The organism is Flavobacterium sp. SH_e (genome assembly GCF_025717045.1).
In the GTDB taxonomy this organism is placed as follows: Bacteria; Bacteroidota; Bacteroidia; order Flavobacteriales; family Flavobacteriaceae; genus Flavobacterium.
In genome coordinates, this window is record NZ_JAOVZN010000008.1 from 66,674 (window position 1) to 84,605 (window position 17,932).

At 32.5% G+C, this 17,932-nt stretch carries 23 protein-coding genes; 18 read left to right on the forward strand and 5 right to left on the reverse strand.

From position 1 onward, the window contains the following. Positions 1 to 25: 25 nt before the first annotated feature. The 5 genes from OD917_RS18370 (at position 26) to OD917_RS18390 (ending at position 2,248) form a co-directional block, all read left to right on the forward strand. Positions 26 to 487 (forward strand): SRPBCC family protein, encoded by a 462-nt coding sequence (locus OD917_RS18370; RefSeq protein ID WP_263524882.1) that lies wholly within the window; start codon positions 26 to 28, stop codon positions 485 to 487. Between the two features lie 14 nt (positions 488 to 501). Continuing rightward, positions 502 to 858 (forward strand): hypothetical protein, encoded by a 357-nt coding sequence (locus OD917_RS18375; protein WP_263524883.1) that lies wholly within the window; start codon positions 502 to 504, stop codon positions 856 to 858. A 45-nt stretch (positions 859 to 903) separates the two neighbouring features. After that, complete coding sequence (locus tag OD917_RS18380; RefSeq protein ID WP_263524884.1) at positions 904 to 1,137, forward strand: hypothetical protein; 234 nt, start codon at positions 904 to 906, stop codon at positions 1,135 to 1,137. A gap of 6 nt (positions 1,138 to 1,143) precedes the next feature. Continuing rightward, positions 1,144 to 1,689 carry a peroxiredoxin family protein gene (locus OD917_RS18385; RefSeq protein WP_263524885.1) on the forward strand — a complete coding sequence of 182 codons (546 nt, stop codon included), beginning with the start codon at positions 1,144 to 1,146 and terminating at the stop codon, positions 1,687 to 1,689. A 121-nt stretch (positions 1,690 to 1,810) separates the two neighbouring features. Further along, a complete protein-coding gene (locus OD917_RS18390) occupies positions 1,811 to 2,248 on the forward strand; it encodes an acyl-CoA thioesterase (protein ID WP_057122622.1) in 438 nt (145 codons plus the stop codon). Positions 2,249 to 2,343: 95 nt separating this feature from the next. Here the strand turns inward: OD917_RS18390 and OD917_RS18395 are convergent, their stop codons facing one another. Beyond that, positions 2,344 to 3,036: a hypothetical protein gene (locus tag OD917_RS18395; protein WP_263524886.1), complete on the reverse strand. Its 693-nt coding sequence runs from the start codon at positions 3,034 to 3,036 to the stop codon at positions 2,344 to 2,346. A gap of 283 nt (positions 3,037 to 3,319) precedes the next feature. On the opposite strand from OD917_RS18395, the gene OD917_RS18400 reads away from it, so the two are divergent. The 7 genes from OD917_RS18400 (at position 3,320) to OD917_RS18430 (ending at position 8,894) form a co-directional block, all read left to right on the forward strand. Next, positions 3,320 to 4,309, forward strand: a complete 990-nt coding sequence (locus OD917_RS18400; RefSeq protein WP_263524888.1) for an alpha/beta fold hydrolase — start codon at positions 3,320 to 3,322, stop codon at positions 4,307 to 4,309. A gap of 97 nt (positions 4,310 to 4,406) precedes the next feature. Then, complete coding sequence (locus tag OD917_RS18405) at positions 4,407 to 4,796, forward strand: DUF1398 domain-containing protein (RefSeq protein WP_111283643.1); 390 nt, start codon at positions 4,407 to 4,409, stop codon at positions 4,794 to 4,796. A gap of 14 nt (positions 4,797 to 4,810) precedes the next feature. Continuing rightward, a complete protein-coding gene (locus tag OD917_RS18410) occupies positions 4,811 to 5,668 on the forward strand; it encodes a ThuA domain-containing protein (RefSeq protein ID WP_263524889.1) in 858 nt (285 codons plus the stop codon). Between the two features lie 3 nt (positions 5,669 to 5,671). Beyond that, entirely contained in the window at positions 5,672 to 6,523 is an 852-nt protein-coding gene (locus OD917_RS18415) for a sulfurtransferase (RefSeq protein ID WP_263524891.1), read from the forward strand. Positions 6,524 to 6,538: 15 nt separating this feature from the next. Then, positions 6,539 to 7,780: an ATP-binding cassette domain-containing protein gene (locus OD917_RS18420; protein ID WP_263524892.1), complete on the forward strand. Its 1,242-nt coding sequence runs from the start codon at positions 6,539 to 6,541 to the stop codon at positions 7,778 to 7,780. Continuing rightward, positions 7,781 to 8,392: a family 16 glycoside hydrolase gene (locus OD917_RS18425; RefSeq protein WP_263524893.1), complete on the forward strand. Its 612-nt coding sequence runs from the start codon at positions 7,781 to 7,783 to the stop codon at positions 8,390 to 8,392. A 16-nt stretch (positions 8,393 to 8,408) separates the two neighbouring features. Further along, positions 8,409 to 8,894 carry a hypothetical protein gene (locus OD917_RS18430; protein WP_263524895.1) on the forward strand — a complete coding sequence of 162 codons (486 nt, stop codon included), beginning with the start codon at positions 8,409 to 8,411 and terminating at the stop codon, positions 8,892 to 8,894. A gap of 82 nt (positions 8,895 to 8,976) precedes the next feature. Here OD917_RS18430 and OD917_RS18435 read toward each other — a convergent pair whose 3' ends face one another. Together OD917_RS18435 and OD917_RS18440 are read right to left on the reverse strand one after the other, a co-directional pair. Further along, complete coding sequence (locus tag OD917_RS18435; RefSeq protein WP_263524896.1) at positions 8,977 to 10,020, reverse strand: RluA family pseudouridine synthase; 1,044 nt, start codon at positions 10,018 to 10,020, stop codon at positions 8,977 to 8,979. After that, positions 10,010 to 10,627 carry a PASTA domain-containing protein gene (locus tag OD917_RS18440; RefSeq protein ID WP_129748598.1) on the reverse strand — a complete coding sequence of 206 codons (618 nt, stop codon included), beginning with the start codon at positions 10,625 to 10,627 and terminating at the stop codon, positions 10,010 to 10,012. Before OD917_RS18440 ends, OD917_RS18435 begins: the two co-directional genes overlap by 11 nt. A gap of 316 nt (positions 10,628 to 10,943) precedes the next feature. On the opposite strand from OD917_RS18440, the gene OD917_RS18445 reads away from it, so the two are divergent. From OD917_RS18445 to OD917_RS18470, 6 genes are all read left to right on the forward strand, one after another. Beyond that, positions 10,944 to 11,915 (forward strand): D-alanine--D-alanine ligase, encoded by a 972-nt coding sequence (locus tag OD917_RS18445; RefSeq protein WP_129748597.1) that lies wholly within the window; start codon positions 10,944 to 10,946, stop codon positions 11,913 to 11,915. A 195-nt stretch (positions 11,916 to 12,110) separates the two neighbouring features. Continuing rightward, a complete protein-coding gene (locus OD917_RS18450) occupies positions 12,111 to 12,803 on the forward strand; it encodes a DUF421 domain-containing protein (RefSeq protein WP_263524897.1) in 693 nt (230 codons plus the stop codon). A 197-nt stretch (positions 12,804 to 13,000) separates the two neighbouring features. Continuing rightward, positions 13,001 to 13,645, forward strand: a complete 645-nt coding sequence (locus OD917_RS18455) for a hypothetical protein (RefSeq protein ID WP_263524898.1) — start codon at positions 13,001 to 13,003, stop codon at positions 13,643 to 13,645. 145 nt (positions 13,646 to 13,790) lie between these two features. Next, positions 13,791 to 14,249: a pantetheine-phosphate adenylyltransferase gene (gene coaD / locus OD917_RS18460; RefSeq protein ID WP_026729362.1), complete on the forward strand. Its 459-nt coding sequence runs from the start codon at positions 13,791 to 13,793 to the stop codon at positions 14,247 to 14,249. A gap of 23 nt (positions 14,250 to 14,272) precedes the next feature. After that, positions 14,273 to 14,848 carry a hypothetical protein gene (locus tag OD917_RS18465; RefSeq protein ID WP_263524899.1) on the forward strand — a complete coding sequence of 192 codons (576 nt, stop codon included), beginning with the start codon at positions 14,273 to 14,275 and terminating at the stop codon, positions 14,846 to 14,848. A gap of 72 nt (positions 14,849 to 14,920) precedes the next feature. Continuing rightward, a complete protein-coding gene (locus OD917_RS18470) occupies positions 14,921 to 15,499 on the forward strand; it encodes a PhnA domain-containing protein (protein WP_263524900.1) in 579 nt (192 codons plus the stop codon). Between the two features lie 202 nt (positions 15,500 to 15,701). Here OD917_RS18470 and OD917_RS18475 read toward each other — a convergent pair whose 3' ends face one another. Together OD917_RS18475 and OD917_RS18480 are read right to left on the reverse strand one after the other, a co-directional pair. Continuing rightward, positions 15,702 to 16,145 carry a hypothetical protein gene (locus OD917_RS18475; RefSeq protein ID WP_111283618.1) on the reverse strand — a complete coding sequence of 148 codons (444 nt, stop codon included), beginning with the start codon at positions 16,143 to 16,145 and terminating at the stop codon, positions 15,702 to 15,704. A gap of 198 nt (positions 16,146 to 16,343) precedes the next feature. Continuing rightward, a complete protein-coding gene (locus OD917_RS18480; RefSeq protein WP_263524901.1) occupies positions 16,344 to 17,708 on the reverse strand; it encodes a DEAD/DEAH box helicase in 1,365 nt (454 codons plus the stop codon). Positions 17,709 to 17,932 lie beyond the last annotated feature (224 nt).

The following is a 17,932-nucleotide window of genomic DNA, read 5'->3' on the forward strand; positions in this document are numbered from 1 at the left end:
TCGTTTAATTTAAAACTTTTCAGAAATGACTTCAGAGATTCTTTCCACAACACCAGATTCAGAAATCGTGACCACACGAATTTTGAATTTTCCTCAAGAACTTGTTTTCAAAGCATGGAGCATGCCTGAACATTTGAAAAATTGGTGGGGCCCAAAAGGTTTCACCAATACTTTTCATGAGTTTAATTTTTGCGAAGGCGGTAAATGGAGTTTTATTATGCATGGTCCAGAAGTGGGAAATTATGCCAACGAATGCGAATTCATCAAAATTGACAAACCTAATCTTATTGCTTGGAAACGCCATTCTAAACCGCTTTTTCAAATCTTGACAACATTTAAAACAGTTGCCGAAAATCAAACCAAAGTAGTTTTTAAAATGCTTTTTGAAACTGAAGAAGAATGCCAGAAATTAAAACCTTATGTTGTCGATAAAAATGAGGAGAACTTTGATAAACTGGAAGAGGAACTTTCAAAAATGACATCTTAACTTTTACTTAAATAATGACTTACAACATATTTCTCGATAATATAAATATCGGTTTTTCTAAATTAGAAAAAGCCGATCCGCCAATGGGAGTTGTCTTTGGTAATATTAATTTTACCAACAAAAATCTTGACTATAATTTCTTTAGCAATTATTGTAAAATAAATTCTATAAAAGCTGAAGAATCCTCAGAAGATCATTTTATATCAACTCAAACTATTCCAAACTTAAAAGTTTTCAACGAAAAAGGAACAGAAATAAAAGGAATTGGATGCTATATAACTGGCCAAGATTCTGAAGAGTTTGAAATAACTATAATTGGCATTCCTTATCCTTTTTTTGAAGAAGAATTTTCAAATCATTTAATAACATAAAAACAAACAAAATCATCAATCATCAAACAATCAAAAATCAATCACATGAAAAAAACCATTTATCTTGCGATATTGCTCGCAACGCAATTTTTTTACGCACAAAACCAAGTCGCAAAAAAACCTGAAACTGTCATCATAATCAACAACGAAATTGCCACAATGGAACAGGTAATGAAATACGGCAATGAAGGTTATATCAAATCAATGAATAAAGGCGTTAGTGAACAAGAACGAAATGAACTAGCAAAAAAATTTGGCGATAAAATTGGCGACAGATAGTTTATAGTGGTCGTAGAAGTTTTTACTGAACAGGAAAAAATCGAAAACGATAAAAAGCTTAAAACCGATGTTGCAGAACAACAAACTCCAGAAAAACAAGAGCAATTTCTCTTAAATGTAAACGACAAAGCCAAAGACTTCACTTTAAAACTTGTAGACGGAAAAGAAGTAAAGCTTTCTGATTTGAAAGGAAAAGTGGTACTGGTTAATTTCTGGGCAACTTGGTGTGCACCGTGCTTACAAGAGTTTTACGATATTCCATCAAAAATTCTTGAACCTTTTAAAAATGATAATTTTGTCTTTTTAGCCATTTCAAGTGGGGAAACTGAAACTGCAGTTGCTAAAAAAGTAGTGAAGTTAAAAAAAGATGGTCTCGATTTTAATTTCGGTATTGATTCAAAGGAAATAATATGGAATCAATATGCCAAAAATGCAATTCCTAAAAACTTTTTAATTGATCAAAACGGAATTATAAAATATGTAACAGTAGGAAATGATGAAGGAAACTTGGACAATATAGCAAGCGAAATTAAAAAACTGCTTTCAAAATAGATTATTCGATACCCCATTTACAATCTGACAAGAAAAAAATATATGCACGCATAATAATTTTATGCTATTCATTTATTTTTTATTCGTAATTTCGGTTTTTCAATAAAATACAATATTAAAAATGGCTTCATTTACAAAAGAAATATCTTTTCGCTGGTCAGATCTTGATCCAAATTTTCACGTTCGCCACAGCGCTTATTACGATTTTGGCGCACAGCATCGTATTGAAATCCTTGAAGAATTGGGTTTAACTTTAAAAGTAATGCAAACGCAAGGTTTCGGTCCTGTTTTGTTCAGAGAAGAATGCGTTTTTAGAAAAGAATTAAAACTTTCTGATAAAATATTCATTCATACTAAAACTTCAAAAATGAAAGCCGATGCTTCTCGCTGGTCAATCATTCATGAATTTAGAAGAGAAGACGACACGCTTTGTGCGACAATTACTGTTGACGGCGCATGGATGGATACAAAGTTGCGAAAATTAGCTTCTCCAACGCCAGAAATTGCGATTCAAGCCTTGAGTATTTTTCCAAAAAGCGATGATTTTGTTGGTTTGTAAAAACGAATAATGATATTAAATCAGAAAATCCCAAAAGCAATTTTAAATTTGTTTTTGGGATTTCTTCTTTCAAATCAAAAATTTATCTAGGCATATTATTCAAACTTTAATCCAAAATTTACTTTTTCAAAAGTTGTACTGCAGGAAATTGCAAATCGCCCAATATTCAAAGTACCAAAGATCCCTCCTACTGAATGTCCAGAATAAAATCCTCCAGCCGAAAATCGGTTAACCTGATATTTTAAAGCAATGTCATTTACTCTTGAACTCAGCTGTCCAAAAGCAATAACATGCGGAATAATTTCATAGCTTCCAAAGACTTTTGGAACCAGCTTCTGATAATAATCGAAACTTTCATCGGTTTCATAATCAATACTTGTCGAATGCAGATTTTCGAGATTTCCACCAATATAAGTGTTCTCAGAAAAATGCCAGGAAATACTAAAACCTGTAAAAGTTCCTTCGTAACCACTCCTCGATTCGAGATAACCAATGCCAATTGTAGCTCTAAATTTTTCGCAAATTTTTCCAATGTAGCCAACATAAGTCCTATCAATTTCCGACTTATCAATTCCAGCGCCTACAATAATATCGTCGTCGCACATATTAAAAGCATACTGAAAATAAGCCGAATATTGATCTTCATTTGCCGAGACAACGCTTCGGCCTTTATCAAGATCGATATTTGGTGAAATTAAGGTTGAATTTATAACGGCGAAATCAAAAGTATTGAGTTCTTGGGCAAATGTGGGGACTGTGAGCAGGAGTAAAAGTATCGTTTTTTTCATAATACTATTTTTTAGGCTTACAACATTCTTATATTAAAATTACGCACAATTTCAATGTTAATGAAAGAATTTCCTTAAAGTACCACATTACTCGTTAAAATGCATTATTTTCATAATCAACATCATTTAATCGATAAAACTTCAATAAATCATCGATTATCGACATCAAAAACATTGAAACCCTTTTAAATACTTTTTTTCTGATAACTTTAAGATTTTAGGTTTTGTTTTGAAAATGGTTCGGTTTAACTTTATAATTATAAAAAACAAAAAAGTCCATCAAATGAAAATCCTGAAACTTTTAGCATTATTTATTCCTTTTTTAGCTTCATCTCAAGAAGGAAAAATAAAGCCTTTAGATATTAATTTAACAAATTATGAATATCCATTTCCTGTACAATTTTTAGAGTTAAGCAATCAGCGCCAAGCTCTTAAAATGGCTTACATGGATATTAAACCTGATAATTACAACAATAAAAATGTTGTTTTACTTCACGGAAAAAATTTCAATGGTGCTTACTGGGAAACCACGATTAAAGCTTTGACAAAAGAAGGTTTTCGAGTAATTGTCCCTGATCAAATTGGTTTCGGGAAATCGACAAAACCAGATAATTTTCAATATACTTTTCAGCAATTAGCCGAAAATACCAAAAGACTTTTAGATCATTTAGGAATTCAAAAAACAACGATTTTAGGTCATTCTATGGGCGGAATGTTGGCGACACGTTTTGCTTTGATGTATCCTGAAACGACAGAAAAATTAGTTTTAGAAAACCCAATTGGCTTGGAAGATTGGAAATTGATTGTTCCTTACAAACCTGTCGATTGGTGGTACGAATCAGAATTGAAACAGAATTACGAGGGCATCAAAAAATACCAAATGGCAAATTATTATGATGGAAAATGGAATGCCAATTATCAAAAATGGGCTGAACTTGGTGCTGGATGGACCACTGCACCAGATTATGATCGTGTAGCTTGGAACTCTGCTCTTTTGTACGATATGATTTTTACGCAACCCGTTTTGTATGAATTCAAAAACATCAAAAGTCCGACACTTTTAATTATAGGAACGAGAGATAAAACTGCTTTAGGAAAGCCTTTGGTTTCAGCAGAAGTTCAAAAAACAATGGGAAATTATGCTGAATTGGGCAAAAAGACACAAAAGGCAATTCCGAATTCAAAATTGGCGGAAATTCCAAATACGGGGCACTTACCACATATTGAATCTTTTGATGCATTTATAAAATCATTAATCGTATTTTTGAAATAATTTTTTTTCTCCACGAATTCACGAATTTGTTTTTTAAATTATTAAATATAATTCGTGAATTCGTAGCAAAAAAACCTAACCTAAAAACTATATAAATATGTTTACAATAGAACAGATAAAAGAAGCACATTCGAAAGTAAAATCAGGCGCAGATTTTCCAAATTACATTCAGGATTTAATCATTTTAGGCGTAAAAGGATATGACACTTACGTACATGATGGAAGCACTGTTTATTTCGGTTTAAATAATTATACCGCTGCAGCTGAAGAAAAATATCCAGAAATTAAAGTAGCTGATTTTGCAAACAAAGAACTTTTTATTGAAAATTTGGTAAAACACCAGCACGGAGAAACCGATTATATGACTTTTTGCAATCATTGTGCGCAAGCTGGAATTGCAAAATGGCGCGTTGATATTGTTGAAATGACTTGTACCTATTTTGATAAATCGGAACATGAAATTTTAATCGAAAAAATTCCTGTTTAATCACTTCAATATTCATGACTATTTTCAACCAAAATCAACAAACCATCTTCAAAAAAAGCATTTTGCTTTTGGCTTTAATCGTTTCTTTCTTTGGCTTTTCCCAAAACAAAAAAGAACATTCAAAATTTAAAGTCATTGCTTTTTATACCGCAAAAAACGATCAGGCGCATATTAGTTTTGTGCATGAAGCCAATAAATACTTCCCGAAATTAGCGGCAGAGAATCATTTTCAATACGATTCGACCAGTAATTGGGATAATTTAAATGCTAAGTTTTTGGCTAAATATCAAGTTGTTTTGTTTTTAGACACAAGACCTGAGAAAAAAGAACAGCGAGAAGCTTTTCAAAAATATATGGAAAACGGTGGCGGTTTCATTGGATTTCATTTTTCGGCATTTGCTTTAAATGATTCGAGTTATCCGCAAGATTGGAATTGGTATCACAACACTTTCTTGGGTTCTGGCGAATATGGAAGCAATACTTGGAAACCAACTTCGGCAGTTTTGAGAGTAGAAAATCAGCATTCTGTAACCAAAAATCTGCCTACAAAATTTAGTTCTGCTCCAAACGAATGGTACAGATGGTCGAATGATTTAACCAAAAATCCAGACATTGAAATTTTATTGGCCATTGATGAATCTAGTTTCCCTTTAGGAACTGGTCCAAAAGCTCACGAAATCTGGCATAGCGGTTATTATCCCGTTGTTTGGACAAACAAAAAATATAAAATGCTGTACGTAAATATGGGGCACAATGATATTGATTATGAAGGCGGAACGAACAAAACCTTATCGTACACTTTTGAAAATAAAACACAAAGTCAGTTAATATTGAATGCCTTGCTTTGGCTTGGAAATTCGAAGAAAAAATAAAAAATGTCTACTATTTCTCCATTAATTACAGCTCAAGAATTAATCGAATTAAATACCACTTCAAAAATCATTTTAATTGATGCTCGAGCTGGTGCAAACACTTTTGAATCTTATCAAAACGAACATTTAAAAGCCGCTCGTTTTGTCGATTTAAATCGTGATTTGGCAAATATTCCAGAAAATCCGGCAAATGGAGGAAGACATCCTTTGCCTTCTCCTGAAGAATTTGCAGAAACACTTTCTTCATTAGGAATTTCGCCTTCAGATCACGTTGTGGTTTATGATGATAAAAACGGCTCCAATTTTGCCGCGCGATTCTGGTGGATGATGCGTGCGATTGGACATGAAAAAATTCAGGTTTTAAATGGCGGTTATCAAACTGGAATTCAAGCTGGTTTTCCAATAAATTCTGGAAATGAGACTTTTGAAAAAACAGCATATCCTTCGCAAAAATGGAAATTAGCTTTAGCAGATATTAAAGAAGTCGAAAAAGCTCGTAAAAATGATCAAAATATCGTAATCGATGTTCGCGATGAAAACCGCTATAATGGCTTAACAGAACCTCTGGATTTAATTGCAGGACATATTCCTGGAGCTATCAATGTTCCATTAACTGAAAATTTAGACGAAAACGGATTGTTTAAATCTGCCGATGAATTGGCCGAAAAATACAATGCAATTCTTGGAAATAAAAAAACAGAAAATACAATTGTTCATTGCGGTTCTGGCGTTACAGCTTGTCACACATTATTAGCAATGGATTACGCAGGACTTCCAATTCCTAAATTATATGTGGGTTCGTGGAGCGAATGGTCAAGAAACGATCGCGAAATGGCATTAAAAGAGAATAAATAATATTAAAAAATTACAATGCAACACTGGGATATACTTTTATCTAATCAGGTAAATAAAAAAGCTTTTATAGACAATATATTAAACGGAGAAGCCAAAGGAGAATTAGCAGTCTTTAATAATCAAAAAGGAATTCTTTTCTCTGATATTTCAATTGAAAAATTTATTGAAAAAGAGTTTCAATACGACAGCGTTGAAGCTTCAACAACTTCAAATAGACAATTGCGAACTTTTTCTTCTGGAGAACGCAAAAAAGAGTTTTTACGTTATTGCATTGACCAAAAACCAGATTTTATCATTTTCGACAATCCGTTTGATCATTTAGATCAGGCTTCTAGAGCTGTTTTAGCTAAATCTCTTGAAAATTTAACCGATTCTATTGCTATTATTCAATTATTGAATCGTAATGTCGACGTGTTAGATTTTGTTCCAAATAAAGCTTTAATTAAAGACAATTCATTTGAATTACACCCTTTTGTAAAAAACGAAAATCATTTTAAAACATTAAATACAGCTTCAATCCCGAAAGCTACTGAAACACATTCTTTTCAAGATAATGTATTAATAAAATTAGAAGATGTTTCGGTAAGCTACGAAGAAAGAAAAATCATAAACAAGATTTCTTGGACAATAAAACAAGGCGAATTCTGGCAATTAATTGGTCCGAATGGTTCTGGAAAAAGTACTATTTTATCCTTAATTACAGGAGATAATCCGAAAGGTTTTGGGCAGAATTTATTTTTGTTTGGAAGAAAAAAAGGTACTGGCGAAAGTGTTTGGGAAATCAAGAAACAAATTGGAATTTTCACAACTTCTATGACCGATTTATTTCAAAAAGGCCATACGTTGGAACAAATGATTTTATCGGGTTTCTTTGATTCTATTGGACTTTATACTGAACCAACAACACATCAAAAACAAATTGTAAATCAATGGCTTGAAGTTATTGAAATGACGCATTTAAGAAAAAAGCGTTTTATAGATCTATCTATTGGACAACAACGTGTAGCATTAATTGTTCGTGCTGTTTTAAAACATCCGCCATTATTAATTTTAGACGAACCAGTTGAAGGTTTAGACGACGAAAATGTAGATTTAGTTATTCAATTAATAAATACTATCAAACAAGAAACAAATGTGAGTATTATTTATGTTTCACACCGAATTGAACAAGGTCTTGCTCCTACTTCTGTTTTCGAACTTTTGCCTTCAGAAACAGGATCAATCGGAAAAATAAAATATCATTCAGAATTAAATTAAATGAAAATAAAATTTGTAGTATTTCTTTTTTTACAATTAATCTTGATTTCGTGTTCTGGCACAATTTCAACAGTAAAAAAAGAATATACTTTAAACAATTCAAAAGAACTTAAATCAAATTGGACAATCAATTCTAAAGAATGGATTTTAAAAAATGATACTCTTACAGGAAACGGTTCGCTTTCGCCTTGGGGAGTTTTGGTTTCTAAAAAACAGCTTCCAAAGAATTATGAAATTGATTTTAAAGTCAACATGACAAATGCATCTTTATTCGAAATCATGCTCAATTTGGACAAAGAAAAATACATTCGAACTTACTTGTATCAAATTGATCAAAACATTGTAATTGGCGATGGAATGTACAATAAAAAAGATGATTCGTATGGCAAACGAGGCGGAAAAACGTTGTTTAGAAAACCAATGCAATTAGAAAACAATAAATGGTATGCTGCAAAAATTAAAATTATAAACAATCAATTATACTTTTCTGTAAATGATAAAACAACTTTAGAATGTTCTCTTGAAAAAAGCAATCTAAACCAAAAAGGAAAACTTGGTTTCATAACCAACGGAGAAGTCAAAATAACGGGTTTAACAATTAAAACTTTCTAAAAAAGATTCGCTGCAAATGGAAAAATACGAGATATTGCAGAATGGTGATAACGAAATGACGATTTCATTTTATTTCAATAAAAAATCACTAATTATTCCTTGGATAATTTTCTTTTCAATATTGCTATTAATCGTCAGTCGTTTAAATCCTGAACTATTAGCTGAAACAATTATCTCTATAATCATTGCAATGTCAGCAATCACTTATGTCCTATTTAATGATTACTTTGAATGGTACAGAAACAAATTTCATGTGCTTAGTATTAGAGATGAAGATTTGTACATTAATAATAAATTTCATTGCAAATTATATAAATTACAATCTGTAAATGTTATTTATCTTCGTGGAAAATATAGCTTAGGCTGGATGGTCTATTTGGATGTTTTTCCTATTTCATCAAATGACTACATCATAAAGAAACAGTTATTAGAAAAAGATGCGCATGAAATAGCAGAAAAAATCTCAATATTTCTTAATCGAAATGTCAAAATAGAATCATAAAAAAGCTCCCAAAAAGGAGCTTTTTCTATTTTATTATGTAAAGAAAGAAATTATCTAATTGACAAATTCTCTAATTCTATAATTACGATTCATCCTCAACATTATGCGACTTCACATAATTTTGCCATTTCTCAATACAATCCTTAAAATCCTGAGGCAGTTCAGTATCAAAACGCATCATTTCGCCAGTAGTTGGATGAACAAATCCAAGTGTTTTGGCATGCAATGCTTGACGTGGTAAAGCTTTAAAACAATTTTCGATAAACTGTTTGTATTTTGTAAAAGTCGTTCCTTTCAAAATCAAATGACCGCCGTAACGCTCATCATTAAACAACGGATGCCCGATGTGTTTCATGTGCGCACGAATCTGATGTGTTCTACCCGTTTCTAATTTACAAGAAATCAAAGTTACATAACCAAAACGTTCTAAAACTTTATAATGCGTAATAGCAGGTTTACCGATTTCTGGATCGTCAAAAACCGCCATTTGCATACGATCTTTCAAATGTCTAGCAAGATTTCCTTCAATTGTACCGCTGTCAGCCACAACATTTCCCCAAACAAGAGCAATATATTCGCGCTCGGTAGTTTTAGCTTCAAACTGCTTTGCTAAATGCGTCATTGCAGCTTCTGTTTTAGCCACAACCAAAAGACCAGAAGTATCTTTATCAATTCTATGAACCAAACCTGGGCGTTCGCTGCTATTCATTGGCAAATTATCAAAATGATGCGCCAAAGCATTTACCAAAGTTCCAGTATAATTCCCGTGGCCAGGATGCACAACCATTCCAGGCTCTTTATTAATCAATAAAAGAGCGTCGTCTTCATAAACAATATTCAACGGAATATCTTCAGGAAGAATATGGTTTTCAAACGGAGGATGCGACAACATAACCGTTATCACATCAAAAGGTTTTACTTTATAATTTGATTTTACCGGAATATCATTCACAAAAATGTTTCCATTAGTTGCCGCGTTCTGAATTTTATTTCGTGTGGCATTCGGAATCAAATACATTAAATATTTGTCAATACGCAAAAACGCTTGACCTTTTGGGACTTCAAATCTATAATGTTCGAATAATTCGTCTTCTAGATCTAAATTTTCTTCAATATTATTGTTCATCTGCTGGGGTTTCTACAGGCACTGCAGTACTGTCTGCCTGACTATCATCTACATAACTTGCTTTTCCGTCTCCTAAAACCAAATCAATTTTAGAAGCTTTAAGCACGCGATCTCCTACTTTTAAGTTTCTTCCTTTCAAACGCATTTCCAAAACCATATCTTTTCCAAGATTTGGAATATATGTAATCGTTCCTGGTTCAAGACCTAACGCTTTTAACGTTGGTACAGCTTCACGATATGTTTTCTCGATTAAATCTGGAATTTTTACAGACGAAAAACCAGACGCATTAATCTTAATATAAATTTTTCTACCCACTTTAACCTTTGTTCCAGGCAACGGATCTTGCTCTACAACGCTATATTTTGGGAATTCACTTCTGTAATCAACACTATCCAATAGAACGTAATCTAAATCTAGTTCATCCAATTTTTCTTCAACTTGTTCTTCAGTCAATTTAGACAAATTCGGAACAGCAATTTCGTGTCCGTGATCAGTTGTAAAAGTCAACCAATGCATAAATAAATAACCAATAAGCGCAATAATTGCTGCCGCAGCAAGCAATTGCAAGAAAAAAACTCGGCTTGTTAAATACTGACGTAAACTCATAAATTTATTTTTAATAGCGACAAAGATAAAGTATTTCGTTTCAAAAAAAATGATAATTTTGTTTAAAACAAGAAAGTGCCATGATTGTCATCCTGAGCGAAGTCGAAGGATAATTTTCAGGAGCTGTTTCCTGCTATCCGCTGTATCTTTTGCGCCGAACCCCGGCACAAAAGGATGCCGCTTCTATCAGGGCTAAGACACTTGGTTTCATAAGAACGTTATTTATTAAAAAATCATATATCAAATTAAAGTTTCAAAACAGATTTAAGCGATTTTCATCAAAACTTGAAACAAATTAAAAATCCAAAATAAAAACATGAAAAACATTGCCATCATCATGGGCGGCTATTCCAGCGAATACAAAATATCTTTAATCAGCGGGAACGTCGTGTATCAATATCTTGACAAAACAAAATACAACGGATTCCGTATTCACATTTTCAAAGAAAAATGGGTGTACGTTGACCAAAACGATGCCGAATTTCCAATTGATAGAAATGATTTTTCAGTTACAGTAAACGGTGAAAAAATCACATTTGACTGTGTTTTCAACGCCATTCATGGAACTCCAGGCGAAGACGGTTTAATGCAAGCTTATTTCGAATTAATCGGTCTGCCACAATCTTCTTGCGATTATTACCAATCGGCTTTAACATTCAATAAAAGAGATTTATTGTCGGTTTTAAAACCATACGGAATCAAAACAGCAATTTCTTATTACTTGAACAAAGGAGACGAAATCAATACTGCCGAAATCGTTAAAAAAGTTGGACTTCCTTGTTTCGTAAAACCAAACAAAGCAGGTTCAAGTTTCGGAATCTCAAAAGTAAAAACAGAAGCTGAATTGCCAATTGCAATTGAAGTGGCTTACAAAGAAGATAACGAAATCATCATTGAAAGTTTCCTTGACGGAACTGAAGTTTCTGTGGGAGTTATCAATTACAAAGGCGAAATTATCGTTTTACCGATTACAGAAATTGTATCAGACAATGATTTCTTCGATTACGAAGCAAAATACGAAGGAAAATCGCAAGAAATCACACCAGCAAGAATTTCTGACGAACTGACTAAAAAAGTGTCAGAAACTGCAAAACGCGCGTACGAAGTTTTAAAAATGAGAGGTTTCTCAAGAAGCGAATTCATCATTGTAAACGGCGAACCGCACATGCTTGAAATGAACACCATTCCAGGTCTAACAACCGAAAGTTTAATCCCGCAACAAGCAAAAGCGGCTGGAATTTCTCTAGAAGATTTATTTACAAATGCGATTGAGTTAGCTTTAGCTTAATAAATGTCTCCAAGATACTAAGGTGCTGAAATTATAGAATTTCAGCACCTTTTTTTTATGGTTTCTATTCAAAAGATTGATTCATTATTTATCAAAATTTACATAAAAAATCACGGTCAAAACATGGAAATTAAGATACATTGTAAACACCAAAAGGTAGTATCTTAGTATCTCAAAACCTTATCTGCTTAAAAAATGAAACAAATATTTGAATGGGAAAGACTACTTTTTAACAATCTGCCAGAAAGCTTTGTTTTCGAAGTTATTTTTCGTTCAACAATTATGTTTATTGTTCTATTGCTGACACTTAAATTAGCAGGAAAACGCGGTGTTAAACAATTGTCTATTTTCGAAACAGTGATTATTATCGCCTTAGGTTCTGCTGCAGGCGACCCAATGTTTTATGAAGATGTCGGCATTATTCCCGCTTTAATAGTTTTTACAGTAATTATTATTTTATACCGATCAGTAACTTGGCTGACAGGGAAAAGTAAAAAATTTGAAGAATTCATTGAAGGTAAAACCGAATGTTTAATCAAAGACGGCAAGTTTTCTGTTTCGACTTTTAAAAAAGAAAGTTTAGCACAGGACGAATTTTTCACTGAATTACGAATTCGGTCTATTGAACATTTAGGACAAGTAAAACATGCCTATATTGAGACGAGTGGTGAAATTAGTGTGTATTTCTATGAAGATGAAGAAGTAGGATACGGCCTTCCTATTCTTCCTTCTTTATTTTATGCTAAAAGTAAATTCATTCCAAAAGATGGCATTTATTCCTGTACTTTCTGCGGTCATACCCAAGAACAAAAAAGCGGAACCGCTGTATGTCAAGTCTGCAAAAAAGAGGAGTGGGTAGAATCTATTAATACGAAGAGGATTACATAAATTTTTAAATTCCAAAATTTAAATTCCAAATTCCAAAACTTGGCATATTTTAAGTTTAAAAAAAAATCTTAGCAGCTTAGCAACTCAGAACCTTAGAACCTAAAAAAAACTTTGTACCTCTGTATCTTTGAGCCTTTGAACCAAAAAAAGAAAAAATCTTAGTAGTTTAGCGACTCAGAACCTTAGATCCTAAAAAAATGCTTTTCTTAATTGGAACAAACGATTCAAATGTAAAAAATGGTTTACTGTCAGGCAAAAAATGTCCGAATTGTGAGAGCTTTGACACGTTGCATTTTAGTATTTTTAGAAAATATGTTTACATAACCTTAATTCCTTTATTTCCCGTTGGAAAAACCGTAAACATTCATTGCAATCAATGTGATCATTATTTTGATTATGAAGAGCTATCAGAAGATATCCAAGAAAAGCTTCGAAATGAGAAGTTGCAAAGTTCAGTTTGGATGTTTTCAGGAAGTATTATAATTGCTCTGTATTTAATATACAGCTTAAATAATTATTGGCAGGAAAAAGACGAAACCAGTTTATTAATAAATACTCCATTAAAGGGCGATGTCTACAATTTAAAATTTTCGAATGGCTATTATTCTACTCTGAAAATAGATAAAATTACAAAAGACAGTGTTTATACAACGCACAACGATTATGATGCTTATTTACCATACGAAGCTGATGATCTCGATAAAGCTGAAAATTATTCTGATCGCAAAGTAAATTATTCTAGAAAAGGTCTTTTAGAGCTTTACAAAAATGATGAAATAATAAAAATCAGAAGATCAAGACAACTTGAAAATCAAGATCAAAATTATAAAATACCACTTTAAAAACTAAAAAAACTTTGTACCTCCATATCTTTAAACGTAAAAAAGAAAAAATCTTAGTAGCTTAGCAACTCAAAATCTTAGAACCTCAAAAAAAGCCTTTGTGCCTTTGCGCCTTTGTAGCTTTAAACCTTTAAAAAGAAAAAAAATGCGTAAAGCCATATTCCCAGGATCATTTGACCCTATTACACTTGGACACGAAGACATTATCAAAAGAGGAATTCCTTTATTTGACGAAATTGTAATTGCTATTGGTGTCAATGCCGAAAAAAAATACATGTTTTCATTAGAAGAAAGAAAACGTTTTATAGAAGAAACCTTCAAAGACGAACCAAAAGTTTCGGTTATAACTTACGAAGGCTTAACAATCGATTTGGCAAAAAAAGAAAAAGCTAACTTCATTTTAAGAGGTTTACGCAACCCAGCCGATTTCGAATTCGAAAAAGCAATTGCACACACCAATAGAAAACTGTCTAAAATAGAAACCGTTTTCTTGCTTACAGCTGCAAGTACTTCATTCATCAGTTCGAGCATTGTACGTGATGTATTGCGTCATGGTGGCGAATATGAGATGCTGGTTCCAGATGCAGTTAGGGTAAAAAAATAAAAATAATCACAACTCATTAATTTATGACATTAACCAAAATAATTACCTCTTTTTTACTATTAATCTTTTGTAACATTTCTTTTGGTCAAAAATATTTTGGTCAAATAGTAACAGCAAAAAATGACACTTTAAGTGTTGAAATAAAACTAGATGCTTCATCTTTCAATGTTAACCGATTAATTTATTTACAAGATAAAATTACCGTTATCGAAAATGGAGTTACTAAAACTTATCTACCAAAAGATTTAAAAAGCTTTAAAATTAGATTAGAAAAAGAAATAATTCCTTTTGAAAGTGTTGACGAAACAACTTTTGCTCAAATTTTATACTCTAATAAAATAAAGCTTTATAAAGTTTTAAATAAAATATCGCATAGCCATATAATAAGAATATATGTCATTAAAAAAGCAGATAAAAACTATGCGAAAATGCCTGCAATGGGGTTAGGCCGATTAATTACCAAAAATGACATGCTTCCTGCAATTGAAGATTGTAAAACTTCCTATGATAAAATTAATAATGACGAAATTAAAATTAAAGACGAAGAGGTATTAATAGAATTCATTAAAGATTACGAAACTAATTGCTTTTCAAAATAAAACAACAAACCATAAACTTGCCAGCGAAGCAAATTATAAGTAATTTCGCATTTTTAAAACAAACACCAAATAATGAGTATCGAGAGAGAATTAAGCAAACGAAGCGGATCTAAATGCGAACTTTGCGGTAATGAAGAGAATTTAAAAGTTTATCAAGTCCTACCAACTAAAAAAGGAGGAATTGACGAAGCTATATTAGCCTGTAACACTTGTATTGACCAAATTGAAAATCCAGACAACGTAGATTTAAATCACTGGAGATGCCTGAACGACAGTATGTGGAATGAAAATATTCCTGTACAAGTTGTTGCTTGGAGAATGTTAAGCCGTATGCGCGCTGCAGGATGGCCACAAGAATTACTAGATATGATGTATCTTGACGAAGATACCCTAGAATGGGCAAAAGCAACTGGAGAAGGCGAAGATGACGAAAATAAATTAGTTCACCGTGACAGTAACGGCGTAGTACTACAGCATGGAGATTCTGTTGTTTTAATCAAAGATTTAAAAGTAAAAGGATCAAGCATGGTTGCCAAACAAGGAACTGCTGTTAGAAACATCCGTTTAGATCATGAAAACGCTGAATACATTGAAGGAAAAGTCGATGGCCAGCAGATTGTGATTATTACGCAATATGTGAAGAAAATATAGTCTCTTTTCAGGGACAAAGTAACAAAGGTTCAAAGGGACAAAGATTTCTAATTGGAATCAAATCTTTGAACCTTTGTTGTTTGAGCCTAAAACAAAAAAGCTGTTCTAATCGAACAGCTTTTTTGTTTGTGCTAATAAGAGATAAGTCTTAAAAAAAACTTTGTCCCTTTGTCCCTTCGAGGCTTTGAACCTCAAAAAAGAATTATTTTTGGAATAATTTACTGATTTGATCTTTTACGAATGGCTCAGAAACGTTGTTTGTTGCTGCGTCTCTTTCTTTACCAGAAACCATAAACTGAACTGTAGCTTTGTCTGGAACCACATTACCTGTGTAGTGCAACCAAATGTAGTTGTTAGGTAACTCTAATTTGATATCATACAACGGAGAAGCTGTAAATCCACCCATGATAATGTTGTATAAAGAGTTATAAGCATTATCGATGTTCTTGAATGAAAATTTTCTTAAAGTCGAATCATCATCACTTTGAACGATAGTGTAATACACAGTGTATTCGTCACCAATTTTCTGAATGTAGTTGTTGTTTACTTTTCCTAATTTTTCTACAGGAACTGTTTCTAGAACCTTAACCTGTGCAAACGAAACAAAACTAAAAAACAATGCGGCAAGAGTAATAATCTTTTTCATATAGTATTTGGGGTTTACAATTTTACGAACACAAAAAAACATAGAAATATTGAAAAAACCCCTATCAATTCATTATTTTTTTAACATAAAATTGTAAAAGTTAGTTAAACAAAAATAAAACACTGAAAAACAACAAGATAAAAACTAAAATTTCATGATACAAAATCTGTTTTTGTACTAAAAATCATTTAATTTAAACTAATATTTTCCTCTTTTCTCCTCTTCTACTTTCTTGATGACATTACGGGCAACTTCGATTTTAAACTTCTTCCCTTTCATTTTTTCATCTTTAATGTTTTTTAGCAGATCTTTTACTTTATTGTATTTTACCGCCGCAAACGAAACAAAATCTTTGACTTCAATTAATCCTAAATCTTCTTTCTCTAATTTTCCTTTTTGCGAAAAGAACCCAACAATGTCAAATTTGTTCAGTTTTGTCTTTTTTCCGCCACTGATGTAAATAGTTTGAAATTGAGGCGGATTTGGAAGCGAAACTTTTCCTTCAACATCCAAAACCTCCATTTCATAATCAATGTAATCTAATTGTTTTTCGCTTTCGTGAATAATAACATACGCCGTTCCTGTTGCTTGCATACGCGCTGTACGCCCATTTCTATGCGTAAATTCGTCTTCTTTTAATGGAAGATGATAATGAATTACGTGTTTCATTTCTGGAATATCCAAACCTCTTGCAGCCAAATCGGTTGTTACAAGATAAGTTACACTTCCATTTCTAAACTGAATTAAAGCACGCTCACGCTCTTCTTGATCCATTCCGCCATGATAATACACAGAATAAATTCCTTTTTCGTTTAAAGTATCGCTAATACGTTCTGCAGCATCACGATGATTACAAAAAATAATTGCCGATTCTGACTTTAAAGAACATATCAAATTGAATAAGCTTTGCAGTTTATCTTTTGAAGGCGAAATCACCATTTTCATCGAAAGATTTGCTTTTTCTTCTTCCTCTGGAATAAAATCCAAAACAACCGGATTGACAACTCGTGTATATTTCGGAATTTCGATATCTGAAGTTGCCGAAACCAAAACGCGTTTGTTTACTCGCGATAATCTTCCAATTATAAACGACATTTGTTCGTGAAAACCTAATTGCAACGATTTATCAAACTCGTCTAAAATTAAAGTCTGAATTTTATCTGTTCTAAAAGTTTCTCTTTCTATATGGTCCGCAATTCTTCCAGGCGTTCCAATTAAAACCGCTGGCGGATTGCTTAAATTTTTGATTTCAGTTTCTATTGAATGCCCGCCATAACAAATATTGACTTTGTATTGCGTTCCCATTTTTTTCCAAACCTGTTCAATTTGAAGTCCAAGTTCGCGCGATGGAACCAAAATCAAACACTGAACAGACAATACTTCTGGCTGTAACAATTCTAAAACTGGAAGCAGGAAAGCCAATGTTTTACCTGATCCAGTTGGAGAAAGTAATAAAGTATTGTTTTCGTTTAAAACAGCATCGTGTGCCATTTCTTGCATTTCGTTCAGACTCTGAATCCCTAAATTCGAAAGTATATCGTTGGAATGGTGTTTTTTATTCATTTTGCAAAAGTAATTAAAAGTTGTTTCATGTTTAAGGTTTTCTTTGTTTCATGTTTTTTAGCTGCAATTTAAATAGCTGTCGAGAAGATTTTTTCTCTCGCAGATTTGGCAGATCAATCAGATTAAATATTAAAATAAAAAACCTCCAAAATCTGCCAAATCTGCGGGAGAAAAATAACCATAAAGCATATCAACTTGAAACCTGAAACTTGAAACTTTTAAAC

What these genes read in the sequence shown, in the direction of transcription:
- OD917_RS18405 (WP_111283643.1), top strand. Translation starts at nt 4,407, where the DNA reads ATGTTTACAATAGAACAGATAAAAGAAGCACATTCGAAAGTAAAATCA.
- OD917_RS18415 (WP_263524891.1), top strand. Translation starts at nt 5,672, where the DNA reads ATGTCTACTATTTCTCCATTAATTACAGCTCAAGAATTAATCGAATTA.
- OD917_RS18450 (WP_263524897.1), top strand. Translation starts at nt 12,111, where the DNA reads ATGAAACAAATATTTGAATGGGAAAGACTACTTTTTAACAATCTGCCA.
- OD917_RS18400 (WP_263524888.1), top strand. Translation starts at nt 3,320, where the DNA reads ATGAAAATCCTGAAACTTTTAGCATTATTTATTCCTTTTTTAGCTTCA.
- OD917_RS18445 (WP_129748597.1), top strand. Translation starts at nt 10,944, where the DNA reads ATGAAAAACATTGCCATCATCATGGGCGGCTATTCCAGCGAATACAAA.
- OD917_RS18370 (WP_263524882.1), top strand. Translation starts at nt 26, where the DNA reads ATGACTTCAGAGATTCTTTCCACAACACCAGATTCAGAAATCGTGACC.
- OD917_RS18455 (WP_263524898.1), top strand. Translation starts at nt 13,001, where the DNA reads ATGCTTTTCTTAATTGGAACAAACGATTCAAATGTAAAAAATGGTTTA.
- OD917_RS18410 (WP_263524889.1), top strand. Translation starts at nt 4,811, where the DNA reads ATGACTATTTTCAACCAAAATCAACAAACCATCTTCAAAAAAAGCATT.
- OD917_RS18480 (WP_263524901.1), bottom strand. Translation starts at nt 17,708, where the DNA reads ATGAATAAAAAACACCATTCCAACGATATACTTTCGAATTTAGGGATT.
- OD917_RS18430 (WP_263524895.1), top strand. Translation starts at nt 8,409, where the DNA reads ATGGAAAAATACGAGATATTGCAGAATGGTGATAACGAAATGACGATT.
- OD917_RS18435 (WP_263524896.1), bottom strand. Translation starts at nt 10,020, where the DNA reads ATGAACAATAATATTGAAGAAAATTTAGATCTAGAAGACGAATTATTC.
- OD917_RS18465 (WP_263524899.1), top strand. Translation starts at nt 14,273, where the DNA reads ATGACATTAACCAAAATAATTACCTCTTTTTTACTATTAATCTTTTGT.
- OD917_RS18425 (WP_263524893.1), top strand. Translation starts at nt 7,781, where the DNA reads ATGAAAATAAAATTTGTAGTATTTCTTTTTTTACAATTAATCTTGATT.
- OD917_RS18380 (WP_263524884.1), top strand. Translation starts at nt 904, where the DNA reads ATGAAAAAAACCATTTATCTTGCGATATTGCTCGCAACGCAATTTTTT.
- OD917_RS18475 (WP_111283618.1), bottom strand. Translation starts at nt 16,145, where the DNA reads ATGAAAAAGATTATTACTCTTGCCGCATTGTTTTTTAGTTTTGTTTCG.
- OD917_RS18395 (WP_263524886.1), bottom strand. Translation starts at nt 3,036, where the DNA reads ATGAAAAAAACGATACTTTTACTCCTGCTCACAGTCCCCACATTTGCC.
- coaD (WP_026729362.1), top strand. Translation starts at nt 13,791, where the DNA reads ATGCGTAAAGCCATATTCCCAGGATCATTTGACCCTATTACACTTGGA.
- OD917_RS18375 (WP_263524883.1), top strand. Translation starts at nt 502, where the DNA reads ATGACTTACAACATATTTCTCGATAATATAAATATCGGTTTTTCTAAA.
- OD917_RS18420 (WP_263524892.1), top strand. Translation starts at nt 6,539, where the DNA reads ATGCAACACTGGGATATACTTTTATCTAATCAGGTAAATAAAAAAGCT.
- OD917_RS18440 (WP_129748598.1), bottom strand. Translation starts at nt 10,627, where the DNA reads ATGAGTTTACGTCAGTATTTAACAAGCCGAGTTTTTTTCTTGCAATTG.
- OD917_RS18470 (WP_263524900.1), top strand. Translation starts at nt 14,921, where the DNA reads ATGAGTATCGAGAGAGAATTAAGCAAACGAAGCGGATCTAAATGCGAA.
- OD917_RS18390 (WP_057122622.1), top strand. Translation starts at nt 1,811, where the DNA reads ATGGCTTCATTTACAAAAGAAATATCTTTTCGCTGGTCAGATCTTGAT.